Origin of the sequence: Nonomuraea polychroma (genome assembly GCF_004011505.1) — a bacterium.
Taxonomy (GTDB): Bacteria; Actinomycetota; Actinomycetes; order Streptosporangiales; family Streptosporangiaceae; genus Nonomuraea; species Nonomuraea polychroma.
This window is the reverse complement of record NZ_SAUN01000001.1, coordinates 1-21347: the sequence shown is the minus strand read 5'-3', so window position 1 is coordinate 21347 and position 21347 is coordinate 1. Positions and strand designations below refer to the sequence as shown.

General features: G+C 67.8%; 21 protein-coding genes. 3 read left to right on the top strand and 18 right to left on the bottom strand.

What is annotated here, in order from left to right; all coding sequences use genetic code 11:
- Positions 1-343: 343 nt before the first annotated feature.
- Positions 344-958, bottom strand: coding sequence for an ArsR/SmtB family transcription factor (locus EDD27_RS00105; protein WP_127930485.1), 615 nt, complete (start codon positions 956-958; stop codon positions 344-346).
- 69 nt (positions 959-1027) lie between these two features.
- Here EDD27_RS00105 and EDD27_RS00100 point away from each other — a divergent pair, with 69 nt between their 5' ends.
- The gene (locus EDD27_RS00100; RefSeq protein WP_127930484.1) at positions 1028-2353 is read left to right on the top strand and encodes an MFS transporter; all 1326 of its coding nucleotides are present in this window, start codon (positions 1028-1030) and stop codon (positions 2351-2353) included.
- Positions 2354-3217: 864 nt separating this feature from the next.
- On the opposite strand, the gene EDD27_RS00095 is transcribed toward EDD27_RS00100, so the two are convergent.
- The gene (locus EDD27_RS00095; RefSeq protein WP_127930483.1) at positions 3218-4801 is read right to left on the bottom strand and encodes an alpha/beta fold hydrolase; all 1584 of its coding nucleotides are present in this window, start codon (positions 4799-4801) and stop codon (positions 3218-3220) included.
- Positions 4802-5769: 968 nt separating this feature from the next.
- On the opposite strand from EDD27_RS00095, the gene EDD27_RS58505 reads away from it, so the two are divergent.
- Positions 5770-6579 carry a M23 family metallopeptidase gene (locus tag EDD27_RS58505; protein WP_421917239.1) on the top strand — a complete coding sequence of 270 codons (810 nt, stop codon included), beginning with the start codon at positions 5770-5772 and terminating at the stop codon, positions 6577-6579.
- Positions 6580-6616: 37 nt separating this feature from the next.
- On the opposite strand, the gene EDD27_RS00085 is transcribed toward EDD27_RS58505, so the two are convergent.
- A complete protein-coding gene (locus EDD27_RS00085; protein ID WP_241563774.1) occupies positions 6617-7498 on the bottom strand; it encodes a tyrosine recombinase XerC in 882 nt (293 codons plus the stop codon).
- Positions 7499-8492: 994 nt separating this feature from the next.
- Positions 8493-9722, bottom strand: a complete 1230-nt coding sequence (dprA, locus tag EDD27_RS00080; protein WP_164903395.1) for a DNA-processing protein DprA — start codon at positions 9720-9722, stop codon at positions 8493-8495.
- A 36-nt stretch (positions 9723-9758) separates the two neighbouring features.
- Here dprA and EDD27_RS00075 point away from each other — a divergent pair, with 36 nt between their 5' ends.
- Complete coding sequence (locus EDD27_RS00075; protein ID WP_127930481.1) at positions 9759-10334, top strand: hypothetical protein; 576 nt, start codon at positions 9759-9761, stop codon at positions 10332-10334.
- 181 nt (positions 10335-10515) lie between these two features.
- Here EDD27_RS00075 and EDD27_RS00070 read toward each other — a convergent pair whose 3' ends face one another.
- The 14 genes from EDD27_RS00070 to EDD27_RS00005 form a co-directional block, all read right to left on the bottom strand.
- A complete protein-coding gene (locus EDD27_RS00070) occupies positions 10516-12051 on the bottom strand; it encodes a YifB family Mg chelatase-like AAA ATPase (RefSeq protein WP_127930480.1) in 1536 nt (511 codons plus the stop codon).
- The gene (locus EDD27_RS00065) at positions 12052-12417 is read right to left on the bottom strand and encodes a YraN family protein (protein ID WP_164903394.1); all 366 of its coding nucleotides are present in this window, start codon (positions 12415-12417) and stop codon (positions 12052-12054) included.
- Between the two features lie 1057 nt (positions 12418-13474).
- Complete coding sequence (locus tag EDD27_RS00060) at positions 13475-13798, bottom strand: DUF2469 domain-containing protein (RefSeq protein WP_026215037.1); 324 nt, start codon at positions 13796-13798, stop codon at positions 13475-13477.
- A 39-nt stretch (positions 13799-13837) separates the two neighbouring features.
- Positions 13838-14506, bottom strand: coding sequence for a ribonuclease HII (locus EDD27_RS00055; protein ID WP_127930479.1), 669 nt, complete (start codon positions 14504-14506; stop codon positions 13838-13840).
- Between the two features lie 52 nt (positions 14507-14558).
- A complete protein-coding gene (gene lepB, locus EDD27_RS00050) occupies positions 14559-15149 on the bottom strand; it encodes a signal peptidase I (RefSeq protein WP_127930478.1) in 591 nt (196 codons plus the stop codon).
- Positions 15149-16015, bottom strand: a complete 867-nt coding sequence (gene lepB, locus EDD27_RS00045; protein ID WP_127930477.1) for a signal peptidase I — start codon at positions 16013-16015, stop codon at positions 15149-15151. The genes lepB (EDD27_RS00050) and lepB (EDD27_RS00045) overlap by 1 nt, the downstream gene beginning before the upstream one ends.
- A 140-nt stretch (positions 16016-16155) precedes the next feature.
- A complete protein-coding gene (rplS, locus tag EDD27_RS00040) occupies positions 16156-16518 on the bottom strand; it encodes a 50S ribosomal protein L19 (RefSeq protein WP_127930476.1) in 363 nt (120 codons plus the stop codon).
- 137 nt (positions 16519-16655) lie between these two features.
- On the bottom strand, positions 16656-17435 hold the full coding sequence (trmD, locus tag EDD27_RS00035) for a tRNA (guanosine(37)-N1)-methyltransferase TrmD (protein ID WP_127930475.1): 780 nt from the start codon (positions 17433-17435) through the stop codon (positions 16656-16658).
- Positions 17435-17935, bottom strand: coding sequence for a ribosome maturation factor RimM (gene rimM, locus EDD27_RS00030; RefSeq protein ID WP_127930474.1), 501 nt, complete (start codon positions 17933-17935; stop codon positions 17435-17437). The genes trmD and rimM overlap by 1 nt, the downstream gene beginning before the upstream one ends.
- A 71-nt stretch (positions 17936-18006) precedes the next feature.
- Positions 18007-18252: an RNA-binding protein gene (locus EDD27_RS00025; RefSeq protein ID WP_043634919.1), complete on the bottom strand. Its 246-nt coding sequence runs from the start codon at positions 18250-18252 to the stop codon at positions 18007-18009.
- Position 18253: 1 nt separating this feature from the next.
- Positions 18254-18694 carry a 30S ribosomal protein S16 gene (gene rpsP / locus EDD27_RS00020; protein WP_127930473.1) on the bottom strand — a complete coding sequence of 147 codons (441 nt, stop codon included), beginning with the start codon at positions 18692-18694 and terminating at the stop codon, positions 18254-18256.
- A gap of 252 nt (positions 18695-18946) precedes the next feature.
- Positions 18947-20494 (bottom strand): signal recognition particle protein, encoded by a 1548-nt coding sequence (gene ffh, locus EDD27_RS00015; protein ID WP_127930472.1) that lies wholly within the window; start codon positions 20492-20494, stop codon positions 18947-18949.
- Between the two features lie 57 nt (positions 20495-20551).
- Positions 20552-21139, bottom strand: a complete 588-nt coding sequence (locus EDD27_RS00010) for a GTP-binding protein (RefSeq protein WP_127930471.1) — start codon at positions 21137-21139, stop codon at positions 20552-20554.
- A partial coding sequence (locus EDD27_RS00005; RefSeq protein WP_127930470.1) for a DUF742 domain-containing protein occupies positions 21120-21347 on the bottom strand: 228 nt, incomplete at its 5' end. The genes EDD27_RS00010 and EDD27_RS00005, both read right to left, overlap by 20 nt.

Here is a 21347-nt window from a genome sequence, read left to right as displayed (position 1 = left end):
ACATTCTCAACATCAGGGCCACCACTCCTAAAGCGCCCCAGACCCGCCGCCCACACCGCCCCCAGCACTCTCACGGCAACCCGCGCCACCAGGACGACCGCCTCGCACCATCTCAACCAGAACGCCCGCCGCGCACGGCGACTCGCCACGGCACCAGAACGGCCGGGCCGTCCCGACACACAGCGACTCGCGCCGCACCACCCAGAGCGGAACCCGCGTCCCAGCCCCCGGCCGACACGGCACCGTACGCCTTGCCTCACCAAACCGAAATCCGCCGCCTAGCCCACCACCGTCACATCCACGCACCCGAACACCACACCCGCACGACGACCATCGCCGGCGATCAGCGCGCGTCATGATCCTCAGTGGGCAGCCCGGGAACCGGCCTCTTCGCGACCGGGAACAGATTGACCTGCACCTCGGCGATCCTGGCCCCGCTCGGCGCATCCTTCTCCTCACGACTGCGAAGAGAGTACGGCTCGATGAGCTGCTGGATCGCCTCGTTGAGTCGCAGCATCTCCTCAGCATCGACCCTGATCCGCCTACGGTCGAAGGAAGTCGCGTCGCGCCACTCAGGCGACTCCTGATCGATGCCGGCCAGCGCCCGCGCGGCCTCCTCGTTTGCTTCGCGCCGGAAGGCCAGCATCAACGACACCTTGGCGTCCCGCACGTCGGGCTGGTCACCAGGCAGCAGTCCGACGCGGATCGGCCGATCGACCGGCCGCCACAATCGCTCCCTGCCGTCGCCCCGGGGCGGCGCGTCCTCGACGAAGCCGTACTTGGCCAGCATCCGCAGGTGATAACTGGCCGCACTGGGTGTGATGCCCGCGATTTCCGCCACTTCGGTTGCGGTGGCGCTGCCCTCGACGCCGAGCCTGTTCAGGATCATCAGCCGTGCCGGGTGAGCCAGCGCCCGCATCGCCTTGGGATCACTGAGCGCGTCACTGTCCCGAGTCATGCGCCTAAGGTACCGGGGCGAGATATGAAGTATTGCCTTCAGAACTATGAAGGATTACTTTCACAAACTATGAAGCCATCCCTTCATAACTCGCCGTCCTCCGAGCCGCCGCCCCTCCTCAGGCAACGCGACTACCGTCTCCTGTGGACGGCCCGTACGATCTCGATCACCGGCTCCGAGGTCTCCAAGCTGGCCATCCCCCTGACCGCGGTGACCCTGCTGACCGCCTCCCCGACCCAGATGGGACTGCTGACGGCGGCCGCCTCGATGCCCGCTCTCCTGCTCGGCCTCCAGTCGGGCGCCATTGCCGACCGGCTCACGCGGCACCGCCCACTCATGATCGCTTGCGAGCTCGTCTCCTGCGCGGCGGCCGCCACGGTCCCCCTGGCCTGGCTCTTCGGCCTCCTGAACGTCACCTGGCTGATCGCCGTGGCGTTAGTGATCGGCGCGGCCGGGGTGCTCTTCAAAGCAGCGAACTTCCCGCACCTGGCATCCGTGGTCCCGCCCGCCCAGCACACGGAGGCGATGGCCGGCTTCCACGCCTCCTACTCCGTCGCCTCGGTCGGCGGCCCCGGCCTGGCCGGCCTCCTGGTCCAGGTCCTCACCGCGCCACTGGCCGTCCTGGCAGAGGCACTGTCGTTCCTGACCTCGGCGCTGCTGCTGCGCTGCATCGGCACCTCGGAGCGGAACGAGCCCGCATCTTCCCGAGGCATGTGGCGCGATGTCACGGCGGGCCTGCGAGCCGTCCTCACCCATCCGGTGCTCCGTGCCCTGCTGGCCGCGGGCGTCACGATCAACTTCTTCGCGATGGCGTACACAGCCGTCTACATGCTCTACATGGTGAACACCCTGGCCATCCCCAAGGGCTTGATCGGCGCCCTTGTCGCCCTCAGCGGCGTGGGCGGCCTCCTGGGCGCGTGGATCACGGCCCGCCTTTCGAAGCGCTACGGCGAGAACCGCATCCTGCTCGTGGCGGTCGTCTTCTTCCCGATAGAGATCCTGGCGGTCGGCCTGCTGACCGGCCCTCTCTGGTGGAAGCTCTCCCTGCTGACTGTCACCGGAACGATCACTGGCGGCATAGTGGTGGCCTTCGCCACATGCATGGGCGCGATCATGCTGCGCGAGACGTCGCCGGAGCTCCGCGGCCGGGTGAACGCCACCACGACATTCGCGGTCCAAGGCGTCCTGGCCCTGGGCGGCCTGGCCGGGGGCGTAGCAGCCGACTTCCTCGGTCTGCGCCCAGTCATCCTCCTCTGCGCCGCCGGCATGGCCCTGAGCACCATCTGGATCTGGACCTCCCCACTACGACCCCACCACCGCCATCCTCCTACTCCGACACCCCCAGGACCCGATCTATCTCTGAGCACCTTCATGGCCCAGAAACGCCATCTCTAGACCTGACTTCATCCACCCCGCGGATGCCTCCGCCACGTAACCACACCGCATGCCCGACACCGGCACGCCGCCACACCCCTCCGACCCCAACCCCACACCGGCACCGAACACGACCCGAAGCCTCACAGGCGAACCATCCGCCGCATACCCCGCACAACCGCAGGCCCAAAAGGCCACCGCTACACCCGGCCGGCTCGCCGTCGTCATGCCCGTCACCACCTTCAACCACGCGCGCCTGCTCTCCGGCACTCTGGCCGCAGCCCACGAGGCGGGACACGTGGCATAGCCCTCAAAACCCCAAGCCACAACAACTGCACCGCCACCAAACGAATGACGACCGCTGTCTCACGACGCCGAACCTGACAGCGACGCGTATCGCTGAACAGGGCACCGTCATTTAGAGCGATGTCTAATCAGCTTGGCCGAACGCCATTCGAAGTGACAGTGCCAATCCGAGCGCGGTTCGGGAAAGGTCTGGATGGTTGCGGGATGCGGCATCGCCGCGCTCATTTGGCCTGTCGGGCTGATCTGCGGCAGGTGGCGGTCGACGACAGCGGGTGTCGGCGTGGATCTCCTTGGGCGCCGCCTCCCTCTCCTGCTGCAGCAGCCCCCGATGATGTAGACCGCCCCCACACCCCGCACGGGATGAACCGGGAGAACAGCGCGATGTAGTGGCTCGGCAAGGTGGTGACGAGCCTCTGCTTGAACCGGCCGGAACCTCCACGGGCGCGCGAGAGCTAGGTGGCCCCCTGGATGAACCGGGTGCTCGCCGTGGTCCCGGGCGGGCGAGCCGCGGGCCCGACGACGCCGCCAGGGCATCGGGCCCGGCGACCTGTGGCAGGTCGCCGGGCCGGTAACCGGTGGTCAGCTCGGGATTGCGCTGCCCTCGCAACCTTTGCCGATCTGGCCCGTCTCGAAGTACCGCACCACGTCGGCGGCGCACTTGGGCACCCGGGTGGTCGACACGTGCACGTCGTCGGCGACCGTGTAGACGGTGCCGCCGATGGCGCGCCGTGTCTGCAGCGTCCAGTCGTAGACGGACATGAACTCGTGCAGGTGCCCCGCCAGCACCAGTGACCCGCTGCTCCGCTTCAACGTGGCCTGCTGCACCGGCAGCGGCCAGCCGGGACACATGACAGGCAGTCCCCAGGACCGGCCGGTCGCCGGATGGCGCTTCACGAGCTGCTGGTAGTCACGCCAGGCGGTGTCGAAACCGGCCCGGCTGTTGTCCTCGTTGCACGCGACGGCCAAGTTCATGGTCCTGTTCAGTGTTTCGGGCGCGCCGGGCATGGGCGTCCCCATCATCGGTGCGCCGAGCAGCTCCTTGACGGCGGGCGGGGCGGTGGTGCCCGTCGCCGTCCGCAGTTCGGCCAGCGCCTTGCCCGCGCGCACCCACTCGGTCGAGTTGCGCCTGGCCAGGTCGGCGACGGCCGAGCCGTCGATGGGCCGCTGCAGGTCGGTGTAGGTCTTGGGGCTCTCGTCGTACGCGCGGACCAGCTTCGCCACCTCCTCGCGCACCGTCCGTGCGGTGGCACCGAGACCGTAGGTCCCGTCGCGTCGGGCCAGCCAGGCGGCCATGCGCCCGAAGTTGCGCTCGGCCGCCTCCGCGCTGTCCTTGGCGTGCTCGTCAATACGGGTCCACGGCGGCGCCACGCTGTCCAAGAAGGCCTGTCTGGTGTGCCCGGGGAACAGGCTGCGGTACACCATGCCCAGATATGTGCCCCAGGAGAAGCCGAGCAGGTTGAGTTTGCTCTCACCCAGCGCGGTCCGTACCAGGTCCAGGTCCTTGGCCACGTTCTCGGTGGTGAGCTGTCCGAGGAAGGCGGGGTCAGAGCGTCCGCACTTCTGGTTGGCGGCGACCTGGGCGTCGTATATCTTCCTGGCCGCCTCCTTGGTCAGCGTGCCGGGCTCCTGCGGGCCTGCTGGCGAGAAGGTGCAGGCGACCTTGGCGCTGTTCCCGACCCCGCGCGGGTCGAAGCCGATGATGTCGTATCGCTCGTTGAGCCCCGCCATCTCCTCGTTCCTGAGCGCGGCCCGCAGGACCGGGTCCAGGTATCCGCTGTTGCCCGGCCCGCCCGGCAGGACTGCAACGGCGCCGAGCCGGTGGGCCTCGTCCGTGGCGGCCAGCCGGGTCACCGCGATGTCGATCTTCCGCCCGCTGGGGTCGCGATGGTTCAGCGGGACGCTGACCGTGCCGCACTCCAGGCGTTTCATCAAGGAGCGGAACGCCGCAACCTTGTCCTCCGCCACGCCCAGGCTTCGGATCACCTCATCGGAGTAGGCCGGGCAGGATTTCCACTGCACGGAAGACACGCCGGAGCTCGAGCTGGGGTTCGCGGTGGCGCTCGCGCTCGCGGCGACGGTAGCTGTGGCGCCCGCCGCGGAAGGATGCGCCGCCAACCCCGCCAGCGCCAGGGCCAGTGCCGTCAGTGAAGTTCGGTGCGTCATGCGGATCAGTAGTAGAGCAGCGGTTGTTTCCTTGCCGTTTCTATGAGGATGGTCGCCCGCCCTACGCAGACTCTCAAGATCCACGCCAAACTGTCAGGGATCCATTCGATACCGCCAACCGATCAGCCCAAGAGGCGAACGACTGGTTGGGCTGTGTGGTTCAAGCATCAACGCCAGACGCCGAGGGGCGATTCGCCCAGCTATACCTCAATCACGATCTGTTGTCACTGGAAGGATGACCGGACGCCTGTGATCGTCTGCCAAGGCGTAGGCCTTCACCGGCCAGCAGCAGCGCGGCCTCGGGCAGGTCCAGACGTACACGCTCCTACTGCCAACCCCGATGGCCCACTGCCATGTCCGCTTCCATCTGGCGTGACGCACTTTCATCTGCAAGGCCGTCAGACAACCGCGAAGCCCCACAGCGGCCGCCGCACCCACCCCAACACGACCCCAAGCCCCCTCAAGGACACCCGCCACTACGTACCCGCAATACCACAGAGCCCGAATCCGGCATCGCTCCGCGCAGCGCTCGCCGCGCACAACTGCGTACCGGACCGCCTTCGTACCGGACCGCCTTCGTACCGGACCGCCTTCGTACCGGACCGCCTTCGTACCGGACCGCCTTCGTACCGGACCGCCTTCGTACCGGACCGCCGAAAACCTGCACTGACGACGCACCCATAACGACGGATGCCATGGCGCGTCGCAACACCGAACTCGCCGCATCGCTCAGCACTACCTGCGCCCGGGCGCCAACGTCCCAGACCGGCGACATGCGGCATGGCGGCGCACAATCCACCACCGACCGGCACCGCGCCCCTGGCGAATATCCACAGGCCGTCGAACCTTGGCCCGCCTCATCAACAGAATGACGTTCGCCCCAACGCGGCCTTCACCATCTCGATCAGACTCCCGCCATGAAGTCCCGAGCCGCCGCCGCACCGAAGCCCCGGGCCGCCACCGCCGCCTTGCTGGCCATCGTCCTCGCCACCGCGGTCCTCACCCTCACCGCTCCCCCAGCAAGAGCCTCACCTCCCACCTGGCGCTGGCCCTTGGACGGAAACCCCCGCATCCTCCGCCGGTTCTCCCCACCCCCCGAGCCTTGGCTCGCCGGACACCGCGGCATAGACCTGGCCGCCCCCACCGCCACCCCGGTCCTGGCAGCAGGCGGAGGCACAGTTCGCTTCGCCGGCCCCGTGGCGGGAAAAGGCGTGGTCACCATCGACCACGAAGGCGGCCTGCGCACGACGTACCTCCCGGTCGCAGCTTCGGTGAAACGGGGCCAATCCGTCACCCCAGGAACCGAACTCGGCGTGATCGAACCCTCAGGAGGCCACTGCCCCGAGTCGTGCCTCCACTGGGGCCTCCTCCGCGAATCCCGCTACCTGAACCCCCTGATCCTGCTGGGCCGCGCCCCCATCCGCCTCCTCCCTTTCTGGCCCCCTCGCCTCCCAACGGCGACTACACCCCGGCACGCAGCATGGTCCGAACCAAGAACACCGACCACATCAACCAAACCCGTCGCCTTCACGCCACCACGCCGATCACCAGCTACCGCCACACCACCCAGCCCTCTGAACGCCTACCCCCTGAGCAGTTCAACCTCGGCCGGCCCGCTACCCGCCATCGCCCTAGGCAGCGCGCTACTAGGGACGACCTTCCTGATCGCCGCCCTACACCGACGCCGCCGCCGGCAACGCAGTGCCCCAGCACGTGATCACGGCCCGAGAAGGGGCCAACACCGCAAAGGCCGCCACAGCCGCCGCCACGCCAGATGAACCCGCATGCAACGACACCAACGGATGGGAAAGGGCCTCATGCCCGGGGATGAGCTTGCCTGTACGCGGCCCGCAGGCGCTCGATCGAGACGTGTGTGTAGATCTGCGTGCTGTTCAAGGACGCATGCCCGAGCAACTCTTGAACACTGCGCAGATCAGCGCCGCCCTCCAATAGGTGGGTCGCCGCGGTGTGCCGCAAACCATGCGGCCCCATGTCCTGCGCGCCTTCGACCTGCGCCAACCGCGCGTGCACCACCCGCCGAACGGTCCCCGCGTCGATGCGACCACCACGCACCCCGAGGAAGAGCGCGGGCCCCGACCCCTCCCGGACCCACAGCGGCCGACCGTAAATGCACCACCTGTCCAACGCCCGTAGAGCGGGCAATCCGAACGGCACCGACCGCTCCTTGCGACCTTTGCCCAACACCCTGATGACGTGCCGGTCCCGGTCCACGTCGTCGACATCGAGCGCACACAACTCACTCACGCGCACGCCGGTCGCGTACAACATCTCGAGGAGGGCCTGATCCCGCAGTTCCTTGGGTTCCGCCGTCGCAGGCTCGGCCAGGACGGCCTCAGCCTGCTCCTGATCGAGTACGGAAGGCAGGGAGCGAGGCGCCTTGGCGCTTCCGAGCAGCAGCCCGGGGTCGGTCGGCAACCAGCCCCGACGATGGCAGTAGGCAGTGAACGTACGAGCGCAGGCCGCCCTTCGCGCCAGTGTGGCCCGCGCCTTCCCTACCCCATGCTGATCGGCCAGCCACCTCCTGAGCACCCCGACGTCCAAGTCCTCAATCGGCCCGTTCAAGTGATCGAGCAGGGAGTTGACATCACCCAGGTAGGCCCGGACGGTGTGCGGGGAAACATCACGCTCGAACCGCAGGTACCGGCCGAACTCGGCCACCGCCTCGTCCCTGCCCACAGCCGACCTCCCCTTCACCACCACCTAGAAAACGATCGTCCCACCCTCGCCCAAGCCCAAACACCACCTCAGGACAGATTGCCCCACAACAGCCCAGCCACGCGACCGCCGCATCCACCTACCCGCGGACCATCCGTCCGGCCGGGAAGCCCAAAGCAAGCACTTGCCTTCGGCCGCGGCGACGCCCGTGCACGGTTCCGAAATCGACGCGCAGCAGTGCGGCATGATCGGCCCCGCGTGATCTTTCCACGGCCTCACGATCGATGAACTCAACTGGCCGCACGCGCACACAACGCCAAATGGTGCGGGCCACCGCAACGATCCTCCGGCCTGAATCGTGTCGGAGGAATCTGAAGCGATGGCCGCAGAAAGCAGTCTGTCCCTTGTCCTGGCCGCCGCTGAAGGAAATGCAAACCAGTGGCCCCCACTTGTTCGCCGCTTCCGCCTCAGCACCGAACCGTCCGCTTACGCCAACACGGCTAGGCGAAGCAGCCTCTCCCTGGCTTCCGCCACCGCACACCCGCACTCAGGCGGCCCTCATCACCTCATCAACGACCGCCTCGCGGGCCGGGGCGATGCTGATCGTGCTCTCGCTGCCGGCCGTGCCGGCACACGCCGCCGTAGCGACCTTGCAGCACGTCGGCCTCATTCTCGATGTGCTGGTCGTACGTGTGTCCCGTCCGCTGCTTCGCGAACCGCGCGACTCGGTCCAGCACGCCCAAGCAGGCCCGCCACCCGCCGCAACCCCGCCTTCCACCACCCCCCACCCGCCGCAACCCCCGCCTTCCACACCCGCCGCCCGCCGCAACCCTCGCCTTCCACACCCGCCGCCCGCCACGCCAATCCCAACCTGTCGCCACTGCCTCGTTCGGACCCCGCACGGCCTCTCACCGCCTCCCTGTGGCGATGGCGACGCCCTCACCCATGCTGACTGCCGCCTCCGGCCGTTGTGCTCTCGACCTTGGGAACCGTCTTCTAGCCCGGAAGGCCATCCTCATAGCGGGGCGAGGCCGTCCTCGTCCGGGAAAGGTGGTTCTTGGGTTGGGTCGCTGTCCTCGGCCGTCTGTGGCGGCTCAAGGTGGGTGGATCCCGCGGCCTTCCGATACGTGGCGCCTTGTTTGCGGAGACGCCAGCCGTCTGGGGAACGCTCGATGTAGCCCGCCGCGGCCAGGCCGCCGAGTGCGCTTAGCGTGGCGTCCAGGCCGAGCCCTGCTGCGACCGCTATGGAAGCCGGGCCGGCGCCGCCCCGGGTGGGGATCGCGTCCAGGACCCTCCTCGTTGACTCGTTGAGCTTGTCCCTGGGGACCGCTGGGCCTCGGGTCTGCGGGGCCAGGTCGTCGCCTATTACGCCGACGAGGTCGATCATCTCCTCTGGCGAGGTGACACATACCGCTTTGCGTTCGCGGAGGAGTCGGTGGCAGCCGGCTGACATGCGCGAGGTGACCGGGCCGGGTACGGCTGCCAGGTGCCTGTTGAGTGTCAGGGTGTGGGCGGCGGTGTTGAGCGCGCCGCTGCGCAGGGCGGCCTCGACCACTACGGTGCCTCTCGACAGGGCCGCTATCAGGCGGTTCCTGATGAGGAAGCGTGCCCGGGTCGGATGGACTCCTGGCGGGCATTCACTGACCAGCACGCCCTGGTCTCTGACGGCCGCGAAGAGGGTGTCGTGGCTGCTTGGGTAGCAGACGTCCACACCGCAGGCCAGCACTACGACCGTCGGGGAATCGCCTACCAGCGCTCCTCGGTGGGCCGCGCCGTCCACCCCGAAAGCGCCGCCCGACACGACAGTCCAACCAGACTCGCTGAGACCGACGCCGAACTCGGCCGCGATGTGCACGCCGTACGCTGTCGCGGACCGTGCGCCCACCACTGCCACCGACGTCAGGCAGGAGAAGCGGAGGTCCGCCGTGCCGTGCAGCCATAGCCCGAGCGGACGACTTGCACCAAGGTGATCCAGTTGCGTGGGCCATTCCGGGCTGCCGGGAATGATCAGGCGAGCACCGGACTTCTCGCCGGCTTCCAGGTCGGCGGCAGGGTTTGCGGCGGCAAGGCGGGCGTGCCAGGCGTTCAGGCGTGCCGTCAGGTCAGCGGGACGCTCCTGCTGGGCCTCCTGAGCCAGGAATTCTGCTGGAAGCGCGCGGGCACGGATCGCCTCCACCACGTCTTCGGCTCCATACCTCGCCACGAGACGGCCCATGATCGTGTCACCGACGTCGGCGGCCCGCATGAGGGCGGCTCTCGCCTCATACTCCAACTGCTCACGATGCTCCCCACGCTCATCTTGCTCGACACGCTGAGCCCGATCGATAGCCTCACACCGCTCACCACGCCGAGCCCGGTCGATACCCTCACACCGCTCGACTCGTTCAGGCCGCTCGGCGCCTTCCAGGCACTCAACTCCTCCAGGACGCTCGGCGCCTTGCAAGCGCACGACTCCTCCAGAGCCCCCGCCCCCTTCCAAACGCACGACTCCTCCAGAGCCCCCGCCCCCTTCCAAATGCACGACTCCTGCAGACCCCTCGCTCCCTTCTTCCAGGCACTCGACGTGCTCAAGGTCCCCAATACGGTCGGCGCGCTCATCGTGCTTGAGGCACTGACGACGCTCGGCGGCCTCAGGATGTGCGACGGCGTCGTCTTGTGGCTCGGCAGCAGGCCCGGCCTCGTGGTTTTCGTGGCGGCCGCCCGGCTGCTGAGGTCCGCCCGCGGATCCGCCGATTGCCGAGCCGTCGGTCTCACGATGCACGAATGCATCAGAGGCTGGCGTCCCCTGATCGGCGAGGTCGCGGTCCGTTGCTTGATGCTCGGCGATGGTCGCCGAGGCCGTTGGAGGCGCGGATAGCGGAGGGTGCCGGGGTGTGAGCGTCGCGGCCCGCGACGAGCGCCTGGACGGTGGGGGTGACGGTGCGGGTGTGAGGCTCTCTTCATCCCGATCGGAGCGAGAGATCATGGACGGGGTCATGACTCCTTCCTGGTCTTGGACTGCTGGGGGGTGGGGGCTGCGGAGCTTGTGGTGGCGCGCATTACGACGTCACTCCGAGCCAGAAGTGGAGGGCGGCGGTGGTTTCCTCTTCCTGCGGGCATTCCTTGTCGGCCAGATCGGCGAGGGTCCACGACACGCGGACCGCGCGGTCCAGGCCCCGGGCGGTGAGGGTGCCCGAGTCGAGGCAGGAGGTCATGGGCTTCATGGCCTTCGGGGACGGGCGGAAATCGCTGTGGAGAACGGATGAGGGGATTTCGGCGTTTGTCCGCCAGGGGGTGCCGGCCAGGCGTTTGGCGGCTCGTTCGCGAGCCACGAGGACGCGCTCGGCCACCGTCGCGCTGGATTCGGCGAACTGGCGGTCTGCCATGAGCTCGCGCCTGGAGGCCCGCGCCACGGTGACCTTCATGTCCACACGATCGAGCAGCGGGCCGGAGAGCCTGCCGAGGTATCGGCGCCTGACCGTGGGAGAACACTTGCAGGTTCCTCCCTGATCTTCCGCCTGGGCGCACGGGCAGGGGTTCGCGGCCAGGACGAGCATGAATCTGGCCGGGAACGTCACCGAGCCCGCCGATCTGGAAACGGTCACACGGCCCGACTCCAGCGGCTGCCGCAGCGCGTCAAGCACGTGGCGGGGGAACTCAGGGGCTTCGTCCATGAACAAGACACCGCGGTGCGCGAGCGAGACCGCCCCGGGGCGCACGATCGTGCTGCCGCCTCCGATGATGGCGGCGGCGGTCGCCGTGTGGTGCGGGCTGACGAACGGCGGCCTGTTCATCATGGGCGCGCTGGGCGGCAGGACGCCGGCGACCGAATGGATCGCCGTGACCTCCAGAGCATGGTCGAGCTCCAGGTCGGGCAGGAGAGTCGGCAGGCGCTCCGCCAGCATGGTCTTGCCCGTGCCGGGCGGACCCAGCATCCACAGGTTGTGGCCGCCCGCCGCGCACACCTCGAGGGCTCGGCGGGCGACCGGCTGACCGACGACATCCGCCAGGTCGACTGCGGGGTCCGTGGTGGTGGAAGGCGGCTCGGCGCCTTCTTCGACCTGCGGTTCGGGGGTCTCGTCTCCGTTTCGCAGCCATTCCACGAGTTGGCGCAGGGTGGCCACCGGGACCACCTTCACATCGGGGACCAGAGCCGCCTCCGCTGAGTTGGCGGATGGCACGATGACCATGGCGTCTCCATGCTTGGCCGCCCCTAGCACGGAGGGCAGCACCCCGCGTACAGGTCTGATGCGGCCGTCGAGGCCCAGCTCCCCCAGGAAGAAGGGCTCCGCCACGCGCTCGGCGGGAACCACCCCGGCGGCACCCAGGATCGCCACAGCTATGGCCAGGTCGAACTGGGATCCGCGCTTGGGCAGGCTCGCCGGGAAGAGGCTGACGATGATGCGGGCGTCGGGCCATGGGTATGTGCTGTTGACCACTGCCGATCTGACCCGGTCGCGGGCCTCGCTCAGTGCCGTGTCCGGGAGACCGATGAGGTGGATGCCTGCCAGGCCGTTGCCCACGTCGGCCTCGACCTCGACGGTACGGCCCGTCACGCCCACGAGGGCGACGCTCCGGGTGCGGGCCACGGCCATCTAGATCGCCCCCCGTACGTGGCGAAGGGCGAAATCCCCCGCGAACTTGTCCAAGGCGATGACGTCCACGCGCACGGCGTCGAACGTGCGAGACTGCGTGGCCAGCCACTTGGCCGCGAGCACCCGGAGCCTGTCCAGCTTGGCGGGACTCACCGACTCCAGGGCCGTGCCGTGGGATCTGCTCGATCGGGTCTTTACCTCAACGACGACCAGGTTGGGGCCTTCTTCGGCGATGATGTCGATCTCGCCGTAGCGGCAGCGCCAGTTACGTTCGATGATCTTCATCCCCTTGGACTCCAGGTAGATCACGGCTATCTGCTCGCCTTGCTTGCCGAGCTCGATGTCCTTGTCCTTCTTCATGGCCATGCGCCACCTCCGTCAGGTCGGGTCAGGCCGGCATCGATCCAGTCCGGTACGGGAACTGACCTTGGCGGATGCGAGGTGGCGGCCGTCGGGCCGAGCAGGATTCTGGGGATTGCGGAGCCGCCAGCGCTGTGCTTGTGGATAAGTGACTGCGACTTGCACGCCGTAGGCCGTACGCATAGGTCGCAGGCATAGATTGTCGAGAGGAGACGTATGGGAACGCCTGAGCGCGCCGGATGCGGGTTCCGGGCAGCGGCACACGAGGGCATCAGCGTCGGCAGCCCATACGGGCGTCGGCATCGACAGCGCGTCGACGCAGCGGCGTCGGGGGCGCGTGCGGGCGTCGGCGTCCGCAGCACGTCAGAGCAGCACGTCAGAGCGGTGGCGGAGGCGCGTCAGAGCAGCACGTCAGAGCAGCACGTCAGAGCGGTGGCGGAGGCGCGTCAGAGCAGCACGTCAGAGCAGCGCGTCAGAGCGGTGGCGGAGGCGCGTCAGAGCAGCACGTCAGAGCAGCGCGTCAGAGCGGTGGCGGAGGCGCGTCAGAGCGGTGGCGGAGGCGCGTCAGAGCGGTGGCGGAGGCGCGTGCCAGCAGTCACGACGAAATACGGCCTCACAGAGCGAGGTGAAGCCCGGCAGGAAGACAGCGCCGTCGAGTCGACGACGGCGGCGGCACACACTTCGGGAGCGCCACGACCGGAGCGCCACCGCCGGAGCGCCCGCCAGGCTACGCGGCAAGCCCAGTCCAGGCCCGCCCGGCATCTCGCGTATCGACGGCGCTGCTGACGGCGCAAAGAGAGCTGAGCCGTCCCCAGATGAGCCAGCCCGCACAAGGGCCGGACCCGGCATGGGCTGATCCCCACAAGGGCCGACCCGCAAAGGGCCGACCCGCAAAGGGCCGACCCGCACAAGGGCCGGTCCGCGCATCGCGTGGTCCGTGCATGATCCGTGCCACCTTTGAGCCGCGCCACAGGCAAGACCGGCTACGCCAAGGCCGAGCGGGCCAGCCGCGGTGAGCGGGCGAGACCGGCGGCAGGCGGGGCCAGTGGCGGACCGGACCGGACTACCCGGAGAACCCCTCCTTCGGCATCTCCAGATCGGCCTTGGCCAGCTCCTCCACGTTGACATCCTTAAACGTGACCACCCGCACGTTCTTCACGAACCGCGCCGGCCGATACATGTCCCACACCCAAGCGTCCTGCATCTTCACATCGAAGAAGACGTCGCCGTTCTCCGCGGTGCGGACGTCGAGGTCGACCGAGTTGGTCAGATAGAAGCGTCGCTCCGTCTCCACGACGTATGTGAACAAACCGACGACATCACGGTATTCGCGGTAAAGCTGCAGCTCCATCTCGGTTTCGTACTTTTCGAGATCCTCTGCGCTCATCGCGGTCCTCCTGTCGTACCGGTCCCCCGGTTTGCCTGCTCAGGCAACCCCGGCCCCCATTTCATTCTCACCCATCTCCCTGGCCACCGTGACGAAGGAGTAACGGTGATCAGGACATGGGCCGTGCGTTTCCAGTGCCAGCCGATGCCCAGGTGTGACGTATCCCTTGTGCTCGGCGAAGCCGTACTGCGGGAAACGTTCGTCGAGCGCCACCATCAGGCGGTCCCTCGTCACCTTGGCCACGATGGACGCGGCCGCCACGCACGCGGCCACCTGGTCCCCCTTCCACACGGCGAGCGACGGCGCGGGCAGCCCGGGCACCGGGAAGCCGTCCGTCAGGATGTACTCCGGGTCACAGGGCAACTGTGCGACAGCTCGCCGCATTCCTGAAACGTTGCACTTGTGAAGACCTTTGGCGTCGATCTCCCCCGGCGGGATGATCACGACACCCACATGGGCAACACGCGTGATCTTGTCGTAGAGGCTTTCGCGCACCGCCGGGGTGAGCAGTTTCGAGTCGCCGAGGCCGTCGATCTCCCTGCGCAGGATCACGGCCGCGACCACGAGCGGGCCCGCGCAGGCGCCGCGGCCTGCCTCGTCCACACCGGCGATCGGGGTGAGGCCGCGGCGGGCCAGCGCCCGCTCATAGGCGTAGAGACCGGAATCGCGCCGGACGACGCTCGGTCGAGGGCGGAACGCAACTGTCATGACAGTGGCAGCGTACGCCCCATTCGCCGCAACCCGCGACCAAAAGCCCTCTCTACTTGACCTTGTCGAAAGTCTCGGGCCGGGAGAAGAGATAGCCACGGTTGAGCGGCCAGTAACGCACCACCGCCTTGCCGATCACCGCCTCTTCCGAGATGAACCCCTTGCCGGGCTCCCTCATGTGGGACCGGGAGTCGGCGGAGGCGCTGCGATGATCTCCCATCAGCCACAGTTTCCCAGCGGGCACCGTCACGTTGAGCTTGTTATCGCAGGGGAAATCACCGGGGTAGAGGTAGGACGTCTCGTCCAGCGGCGTGCCGTTGACGGTGATGCGCTTCTTCGAGTCGCACACCACCTTGTCGCCGCCGATGCCGATGACGCGCTTGATGGTGTCCTCACCGTTCCAGCCCTTGAACACCACGATGTCGCCGCGCTCCGGCTTGCCCGCCAGCTTGTTGACGAACACGCGGTCGTTGACCAGCAGGGTGTTCTCCATCGACACGGACGGGATGTAGAACGAGCCGATCACGAACGCCTGCAGCAACAGCGCGATGCCGACGCCCAGGACCAGGAGCAGCACCGTCTCACGGAAGCTGCCCTTCTTCTTCTCTTTCCCCACGCCCTCCGCCTTCTTGGTGACGGCCATCAACGCCTCCTCCGTAGCCAGCGCCGACGAACCAGGACCAAGGGTACGGCCAGCCCGAACCCGGCGAGCATCGGGACGGACCCGCCGAGCGCCTGGAGCGCGGGCTGCGCGAACGTGGCCGGGATGTCGATCACGCTCGCCCGGTCGAACGGCCAGACGATCACGAACGCCCGCCCGATGACCTGGCCTTCGGGAATGGAACCGCCGCCCGGGTCGCCGGTGTGTGAACGCGAGTCGAGCGAGACCGAGCGATGGTCGCCCATGACCCACAGCCGCCCCTGCGGCACCGTGATGTCGAAGAACTTGTCAGAGGGCACGTTGCCCGGGTAGAGATAGCTCTCCTCGTCGATGGGCGTGCCGTTGACGGTGATGCGCCCCTTGGAGTCGCAGCACTTGACGTGGTCACCACCGATGCCGATGACCCGCTTGATGTAGTCCTTCTCACCGGGGATGAGGCCGAACGCCGTGCCGACCCACTGGAAGAACGCCGCGACGGCGTTGGACGGCTCTTCCATCTGGAACTCACCGTCCCAGGAGTCGACGCCCGAGAAGACCACCACGTCGCCACGCTCGATGTCACGCGTGTGGTAGACGAGCTTGTTGACCAGGACCCTGTCGTTCTTCAGCAGGGTGTTCTCCATCGACTCCGACGGGATGTAGAAGGCCTGGACCACAAACGTCTTGATGATCAGTGCCAGCACCAGGGCTACGACGACAAGAACGGGAAGCTCTTTCCAGAACGACCCTTTCTTCTCCTTATCGCGTTTTTCGCCCTTGGCAGGCTTCTGAGTCTCTTCGGCGACCACGTCCACCTCGTCCTCGACAGGGCGGCGCGCCGCGCCGTACTCCTGGCTCTCGCTAGTCATCGCTGACGAGCCTAGATGATGATTCGGCTCGACAAGCCTCGACAGACGTTACACCGGGCACGAGTCGCTCCACATAAAGGAAACGGCCCTGTAAAGCCGAATGGCCCGCACGGGGCGGGCCATTCGGGGAAAGACCAGGGCTACTTCGCGGCCGTCGTCTCGCGCTTCTCGCGAATGCGGGCGGCCTTGCCGCGCAGGTCGCGCATGTAGTAGAGCTTGGCCCGGCGCACGTCGCCGCGGGTCACGAGCGTGATCTTCTCGATGACCGGGCTGTGCACGGGGAAGGTGCGCTCGACGCCGACGCCGTAGCTGACCTTGCGGACCGTGAAGGTCTCGCGGGCGCCGCTGCCCTGCCGGCGCAGCACGAAGCCCTTGAAGACCTGGATACGGGAGCGGTTGCCTTCGACGACTCGTACGTGAACCTCGAGCGTGTCACCGGGGCGGAAACCCGGCACGTCGCTGCGCAGGGTCGCCTTCTCGAGCTCCTGGATCTTCGTGTGCATGAGAGCTGTCCTCAAGTCCTCGTAAGCACGCGGAGGTCCACCCGGCCTTGGCTCGCGGCGGACACGCCTGCTGATGTGATGAACCCGGGACCGTTTCCCGGGCATGACAGACCAACCAATGAAAGGTTGGCAGCGATTCAGTTTGCCATATCTTCCGGCTCTACGCGAAACGAGAGCTCCTCCAGGAGCTTCCTGTCGTGCTTGTCGAGCGTGCCGGGGTCGAGCGCCGCCGCCAGCTCGGGCCGGTTCTGCACGGTACGGCGCAGCGCCTCGTCCCGGCGCCACCTGGCCACCTTCCCATGGTGGCCGGACATCAACACGGCAGGCACCTCGTGCCCCCGCCAGACGGGCGGCTTGGTGTAGACGGGGCCCTCGACCAGGTTACGCATGGACCCGGGCGCGAAGGAGTCGTCCACGGCCGACTGGGCGTTGCCCAGCACGCCGGGCAGCAGCCTGCCGATGGCCTCCACCATGACCAGCACCGCGACCTCGCCGCCGGCCAGCACGTAGTCGCCGATGCTGACCTCGTCCACGCGCAGCCGCGTGGCGTATTCAGCCATCACCCGCGCGTCGATGCCCTCGTAGCGCCCGCACGCGAACAGCAGCCACGGCTCCTCCGCCAGCTCCTGCGCGAGCTCCTGGGTGAACGGCCGCCCGCTCGGCGTCGGGACGATCATCCGCGGCGTGCCGTCTCCGATCACCGCGTCGATGGCCTCGCCCCACACCTCGGGCTTCATGACCATGCCGGGTCCGCCGCCGTACGGCGTGTCGTCGACGGTCTTGTGCACGTCGTGCGTCCAGTCGCGCAGCTGGTGCACGCGTACGTCGAGCGTGCCCCGCTCCCGTGCCTTGCCGATCAGCGACACGTCCAGAGGCGTGAAGTATTCAGGGAAGATCGAGATGATGTCGAGCCGCATCACAGCAGACCCTCCGGCGGATCGACGACCAGCCGCCCGCCCTCCAGGTCCACCTCCGGCACCAGGGCCTTCACGAACGGGATGAGCGCCTCGTCGGCGCCCTTCCTGCGGACGACCAGCAGGTCCTGCCCGTGGTGCAGGACGTCGGTGATCTCGCCCACCGGGTCGCCGGCGACGGTCTCCACCGCCAGGCCGATGAGTTGGTGGTCGTGGAACTCGTCGGGGTCGTCGAGCGGCTCCACTTCGGCCGAGTCGATGACCAGCATGGTGCCCCGCAGTTCCTCGGCCACATCGCGGTCGCTGACGCCCTCGAACGACACCAGCAGGATGTCCTTGTGCCAGCGGCGGCCGGCGACGACGAGCGGCCCTGTGTCGGCGGGGTCGGTCGTGATCGACGTGCCGACGGCGAAGCGCCGCTCCGGATCGTCGGTAAGCACCTCTACGGTCACTTCACCGCGTACCCCGTGCGGACGGCCTATCCGGCCGACGACCAGCTGCACGTGAATGTGCCCTTTCTCAAAGCAAGCGCCCCCATCGGCCGGAGAGCCGATGAGGGCGCGGAAACCTGACGCTAACGGACTGCTTCGTGCAGGTCGAGCAGGTCGACCCGGACGTACTTCCCGTCGGCCAGGGCGTTCACGACCGTACGCAGCGCCTTGGCGGTGCGCCCGCCGCGTCCGATGACCTTGCCCAGGTCCTCGGGGTGCACCCGGACCTCCAGGACGCGCCCGCTGCGAATGCGGCGTGCGCGGACCCGGACATCGTCGGGATGTTCGACGATGCCCTTCACGAGGTGCTCGAGAGCCTCCTCGAGCACGTCAGGCCTCGCCCTCGGTCTGGGTCTCGGCGGGGGCCTCAGCCTCTTCCTTCTTCTTGGCCTTCTTCGGCGTGGTGGCGGCCGTGCCGGTGTCGCCACCGGACAGCGCCTCCTTGGCCGCGGCCTCGTAGATGGAGTGACGGTCAGGCTTGGGCTCGGCCACCTTCAGCGGCGCCGGGGCGGGCTCGCCCTTGAACTTCTGCCAGTCACCGGTGAGCTTGAGCAGCTTCAGCACCGGCTCGGTCGGCTGCGCGCCGACCCCGAGCCAGTAAGCCGCACGCTCGGCGTTGACCTCGATGCGCGAAGGGTCTTCCTTCGGGTGGTACAGGCCGATCTCCTCGATCGCCCGGCCGTCACGCTTGGTGCGGCTGTCGGCGACGACGATACGGTATTGAGCGTTGCGGATCATGCCGAGCCGCTTGAGCTTGATCTTGACTGCCACGGGTGTGGTCTCTCCTGCATTCGAGCGTGGGTGAACGGCGCTTCGCCGAGTGGGGCACGGCTGCACGACGCTCCAGGGACAGACGCGGCCGGCGGGAGGTTAGAGGGCGCCCGCCTGGTCACGGTGTTCCAACATGTCATTGTGCCAGATCGACGGCACTGCCTACGCCCTCACACGGAAGGGAGCCGCAAAGCCTCGGCAACAATCCCGCCGACCCCCGACCCCGAAGCCGCCGCCAAAGAACGGCGGCCGTTAGTTCTGGCCGGGGAGCTTGAGCTTGGAGGGGTCGAAGCCCGGCGGCAACTCCATCCCCGGAGGCAGCTTGCCCTGCAGGTTGCCCAGCACCCCGCCCTGCTTGGGCTGCGCCGGAGCCTCACCCGGCGACGCCTTCTCCAGCGCCGCCTTCCTCGGGTCCCCGCTGACCCGCCGCCCCTTCTTGTTCTTCTTCTGCGCCTTGGCCGCCTTGCCGCGTCCGCCCGGCATGCCGGGGATGCCCATCCCGCCGGCCATCCGCTTCATCATCTTCTGTGCCTCGAAGAAGCGGGTGACCAGATTGCTCACGGCCGTGACCGTGACACCGGAGCCGGCGGCGATACGGGCACGACGGGACCCGTTGAGGATCTTCGGGTCCTGACGCTCGGCCGGGGTCATGGAGCGGATGATCGCGGCGATGCGGTCGAGGTCGCGATCGTCGATCGAGTTGAGCTGGTCGCGCATCTGCCCCATGCCGGGCATCATGCCGAGCAGATTCTTGATCGGCCCCATCTTCTGGACCATCATCATCTGCTCGAGGAAGTCCTCCAGCGTGAAGCTCTCGCCCGACGTGAGCTTGCCGGCCATCTTGGCGGCCTGCTCCTCGTCGAACGTCTTCTGCGCCTGCTCGATCAGGGTGAGGATGTCGCCCATGTCGAGGATGCGGGAGGCCATCCGGTCCGGGTGGAAGGCGTCGAAGTCCTCCAGCTTCTCACCCGTCGACGCGAACATGATCGGCCGGCCGGTGATGTGCCTGACCGACAGCGCGGCGCCGCCGCGGGCGTCGCCGTCGAGCTTGGTCAGCACGACGCCGTCGAAACCGACACCCTCCATGAACGCCTGGGCCGTGGTGACGGCGTCCTGACCGATCATGGCGTCCACGACGAACAGGACCTCGTCGGGCCGGACCGCGTCGCGGATGTCGGCGGCCTGCTTCATCATCTCCTGGTCGATGCCCAGGCGGCCGGCGGTGTCGATGATGACGATGTCGTGATTCAGGCGCTTCGCCTCGTCGATCGACGTGCGGGCGACCCCGATCGGGTCGCCTACGCCGTTGCCCGGCTCGGGCGCGTAGACCGCGACCTGCGCCCGCTCGCCCACGACCTGGAGCTGCTGGACGGCGTTGGGCCGCTGCAGGTCGGCGGCCACCAGCATGGGCGCGTGGCCCTGCTCGCGCAGCCACCTGGCCAGCTTGCCGGCCAGAGTGGTCTTACCGGCGCCCTGCAGACCGGCGAGCATGATGACGGTCGGCGGCGTCTTGGCGAAGCGGAGCCTGCGGGTCTCGCCGCCGAGAATCTCGATGAGCTCATCATTGACGATCTTGACGACCTGCTGCGCCGGGTTGAGCGCCTGGGAGACCTCGGCGCCGCGGGCGCGCTCCTTGATCTGGGCGACGAACGCCTTCACCACCGGGAGCGCGACATCGGCCTCCAGCAGGGCGATGCGGATCTCGCGAGTAGTGGCGTCGATGTCGGCGTCGGACAGCCGGCCCTTGGCTCGGAGGGAGGAGAAGACCGATGTCAGCCGGTCGGATAGCGTCTCGAACACGTGGTTGGCCAGTCCTCGAAGCGAATGTACGTCGGAGAGTCCAGCCTATCCGCTCTCCTAGCCGCTCCATCCTGGCACGGCCATACGAACCGTCAGCGCGTGCTCGACCAGGTTGATCAGGGCGCCTTTGACCGAGTCCTTCGAGCGGGCGTCCAGCCGCACCATCGGGATGTGCGGCGCCAACGTCAGAGCGTCGCGCACTTCAGCGTCGGTGTGCGGATATTGGCCGTCCCAGCCGTTCACCCCCACGATGAACGGCAGCTGCGCCTCTTCGAAGTAGTCGATCGCCGGAAAACTGTCGGCAAGACGGCGGGTGTCCACCAGCACGACCGCACCGATCGCGCCCCGGACCAGGTCGTCCCACATGAACCAGAACCGGTGCTGTCCAGGCGTGCCGAACAGATAGAGGATCAGGTCACGGTCCAGGGAGACGCGCCCGAAGTCCATGGCCACGGTGGTGGTCGACTTCAGCGGCGTCATGCCGAGATCGTCGATCCCGGCGGAGGCGTCCGTCATGACGGCCTCCGTCGTCAACGGCATGATCTCCGACACCGCACCGACGAACGTCGTCTTGCCCACGCCGAAGCCCCCGGCCACGACGATCTTCGTCGAGGTGAGGCCGGGGCTAGAGCCTGCGAAGTCCACTGAGCACCCTTTCCAGCAGGTTGACGTCCGGCCTACCCGCATCCAGCTGCGGCTGATGCACTCGTACGAGTCCTTCTGCCGCCATATCCGCGATCAGAACACGCACCACGCCGAGCGGGATCCGCAGCAGCGCCGACACCTCCGCCACCGACCTGACCTGCAGGCAGAGCTGGCTGATCGCCTTGTATTCGGGCGTGATGTGCGAGAA

Bases quoted from the DNA above. Each gene is read 5' to 3' on its own strand.
- EDD27_RS00105 (WP_127930485.1), bottom strand. From the start codon at position 958: ATGACTCGGGACAGTGACGCGCTCAGTGATCCCAAGGCGATGCGGGCG.
- EDD27_RS00100 (WP_127930484.1), top strand. From the start codon at position 1,028: ATGAAGCCATCCCTTCATAACTCGCCGTCCTCCGAGCCGCCGCCCCTC.
- EDD27_RS00095 (WP_127930483.1), bottom strand. From the start codon at position 4,801: ATGACGCACCGAACTTCACTGACGGCACTGGCCCTGGCGCTGGCGGGG.
- dprA (WP_164903395.1), bottom strand. From the start codon at position 9,722: ATGCGGGCCGCCGACGTCGGTGACACGATCATGGGCCGTCTCGTGGCG.
- EDD27_RS00075 (WP_127930481.1), top strand. From the start codon at position 9,759: ATGCTCCCCACGCTCATCTTGCTCGACACGCTGAGCCCGATCGATAGC.
- EDD27_RS00070 (WP_127930480.1), bottom strand. From the start codon at position 12,051: ATGGCCGTGGCCCGCACCCGGAGCGTCGCCCTCGTGGGCGTGACGGGC.
- EDD27_RS00065 (WP_164903394.1), bottom strand. From the start codon at position 12,417: ATGGCCATGAAGAAGGACAAGGACATCGAGCTCGGCAAGCAAGGCGAG.
- EDD27_RS00060 (WP_026215037.1), bottom strand. From the start codon at position 13,798: ATGAGCGCAGAGGATCTCGAAAAGTACGAAACCGAGATGGAGCTGCAG.
- EDD27_RS00055 (WP_127930479.1), bottom strand. From the start codon at position 14,506: ATGACAGTTGCGTTCCGCCCTCGACCGAGCGTCGTCCGGCGCGATTCC.
- lepB (WP_127930478.1), bottom strand. From the start codon at position 15,149: ATGGCCGTCACCAAGAAGGCGGAGGGCGTGGGGAAAGAGAAGAAGAAG.
- lepB (WP_127930477.1), bottom strand. From the start codon at position 16,015: ATGACTAGCGAGAGCCAGGAGTACGGCGCGGCGCGCCGCCCTGTCGAG.
- rplS (WP_127930476.1), bottom strand. From the start codon at position 16,518: ATGCACACGAAGATCCAGGAGCTCGAGAAGGCGACCCTGCGCAGCGAC.
- trmD (WP_127930475.1), bottom strand. From the start codon at position 17,435: ATGCGGCTCGACATCATCTCGATCTTCCCTGAATACTTCACGCCTCTG.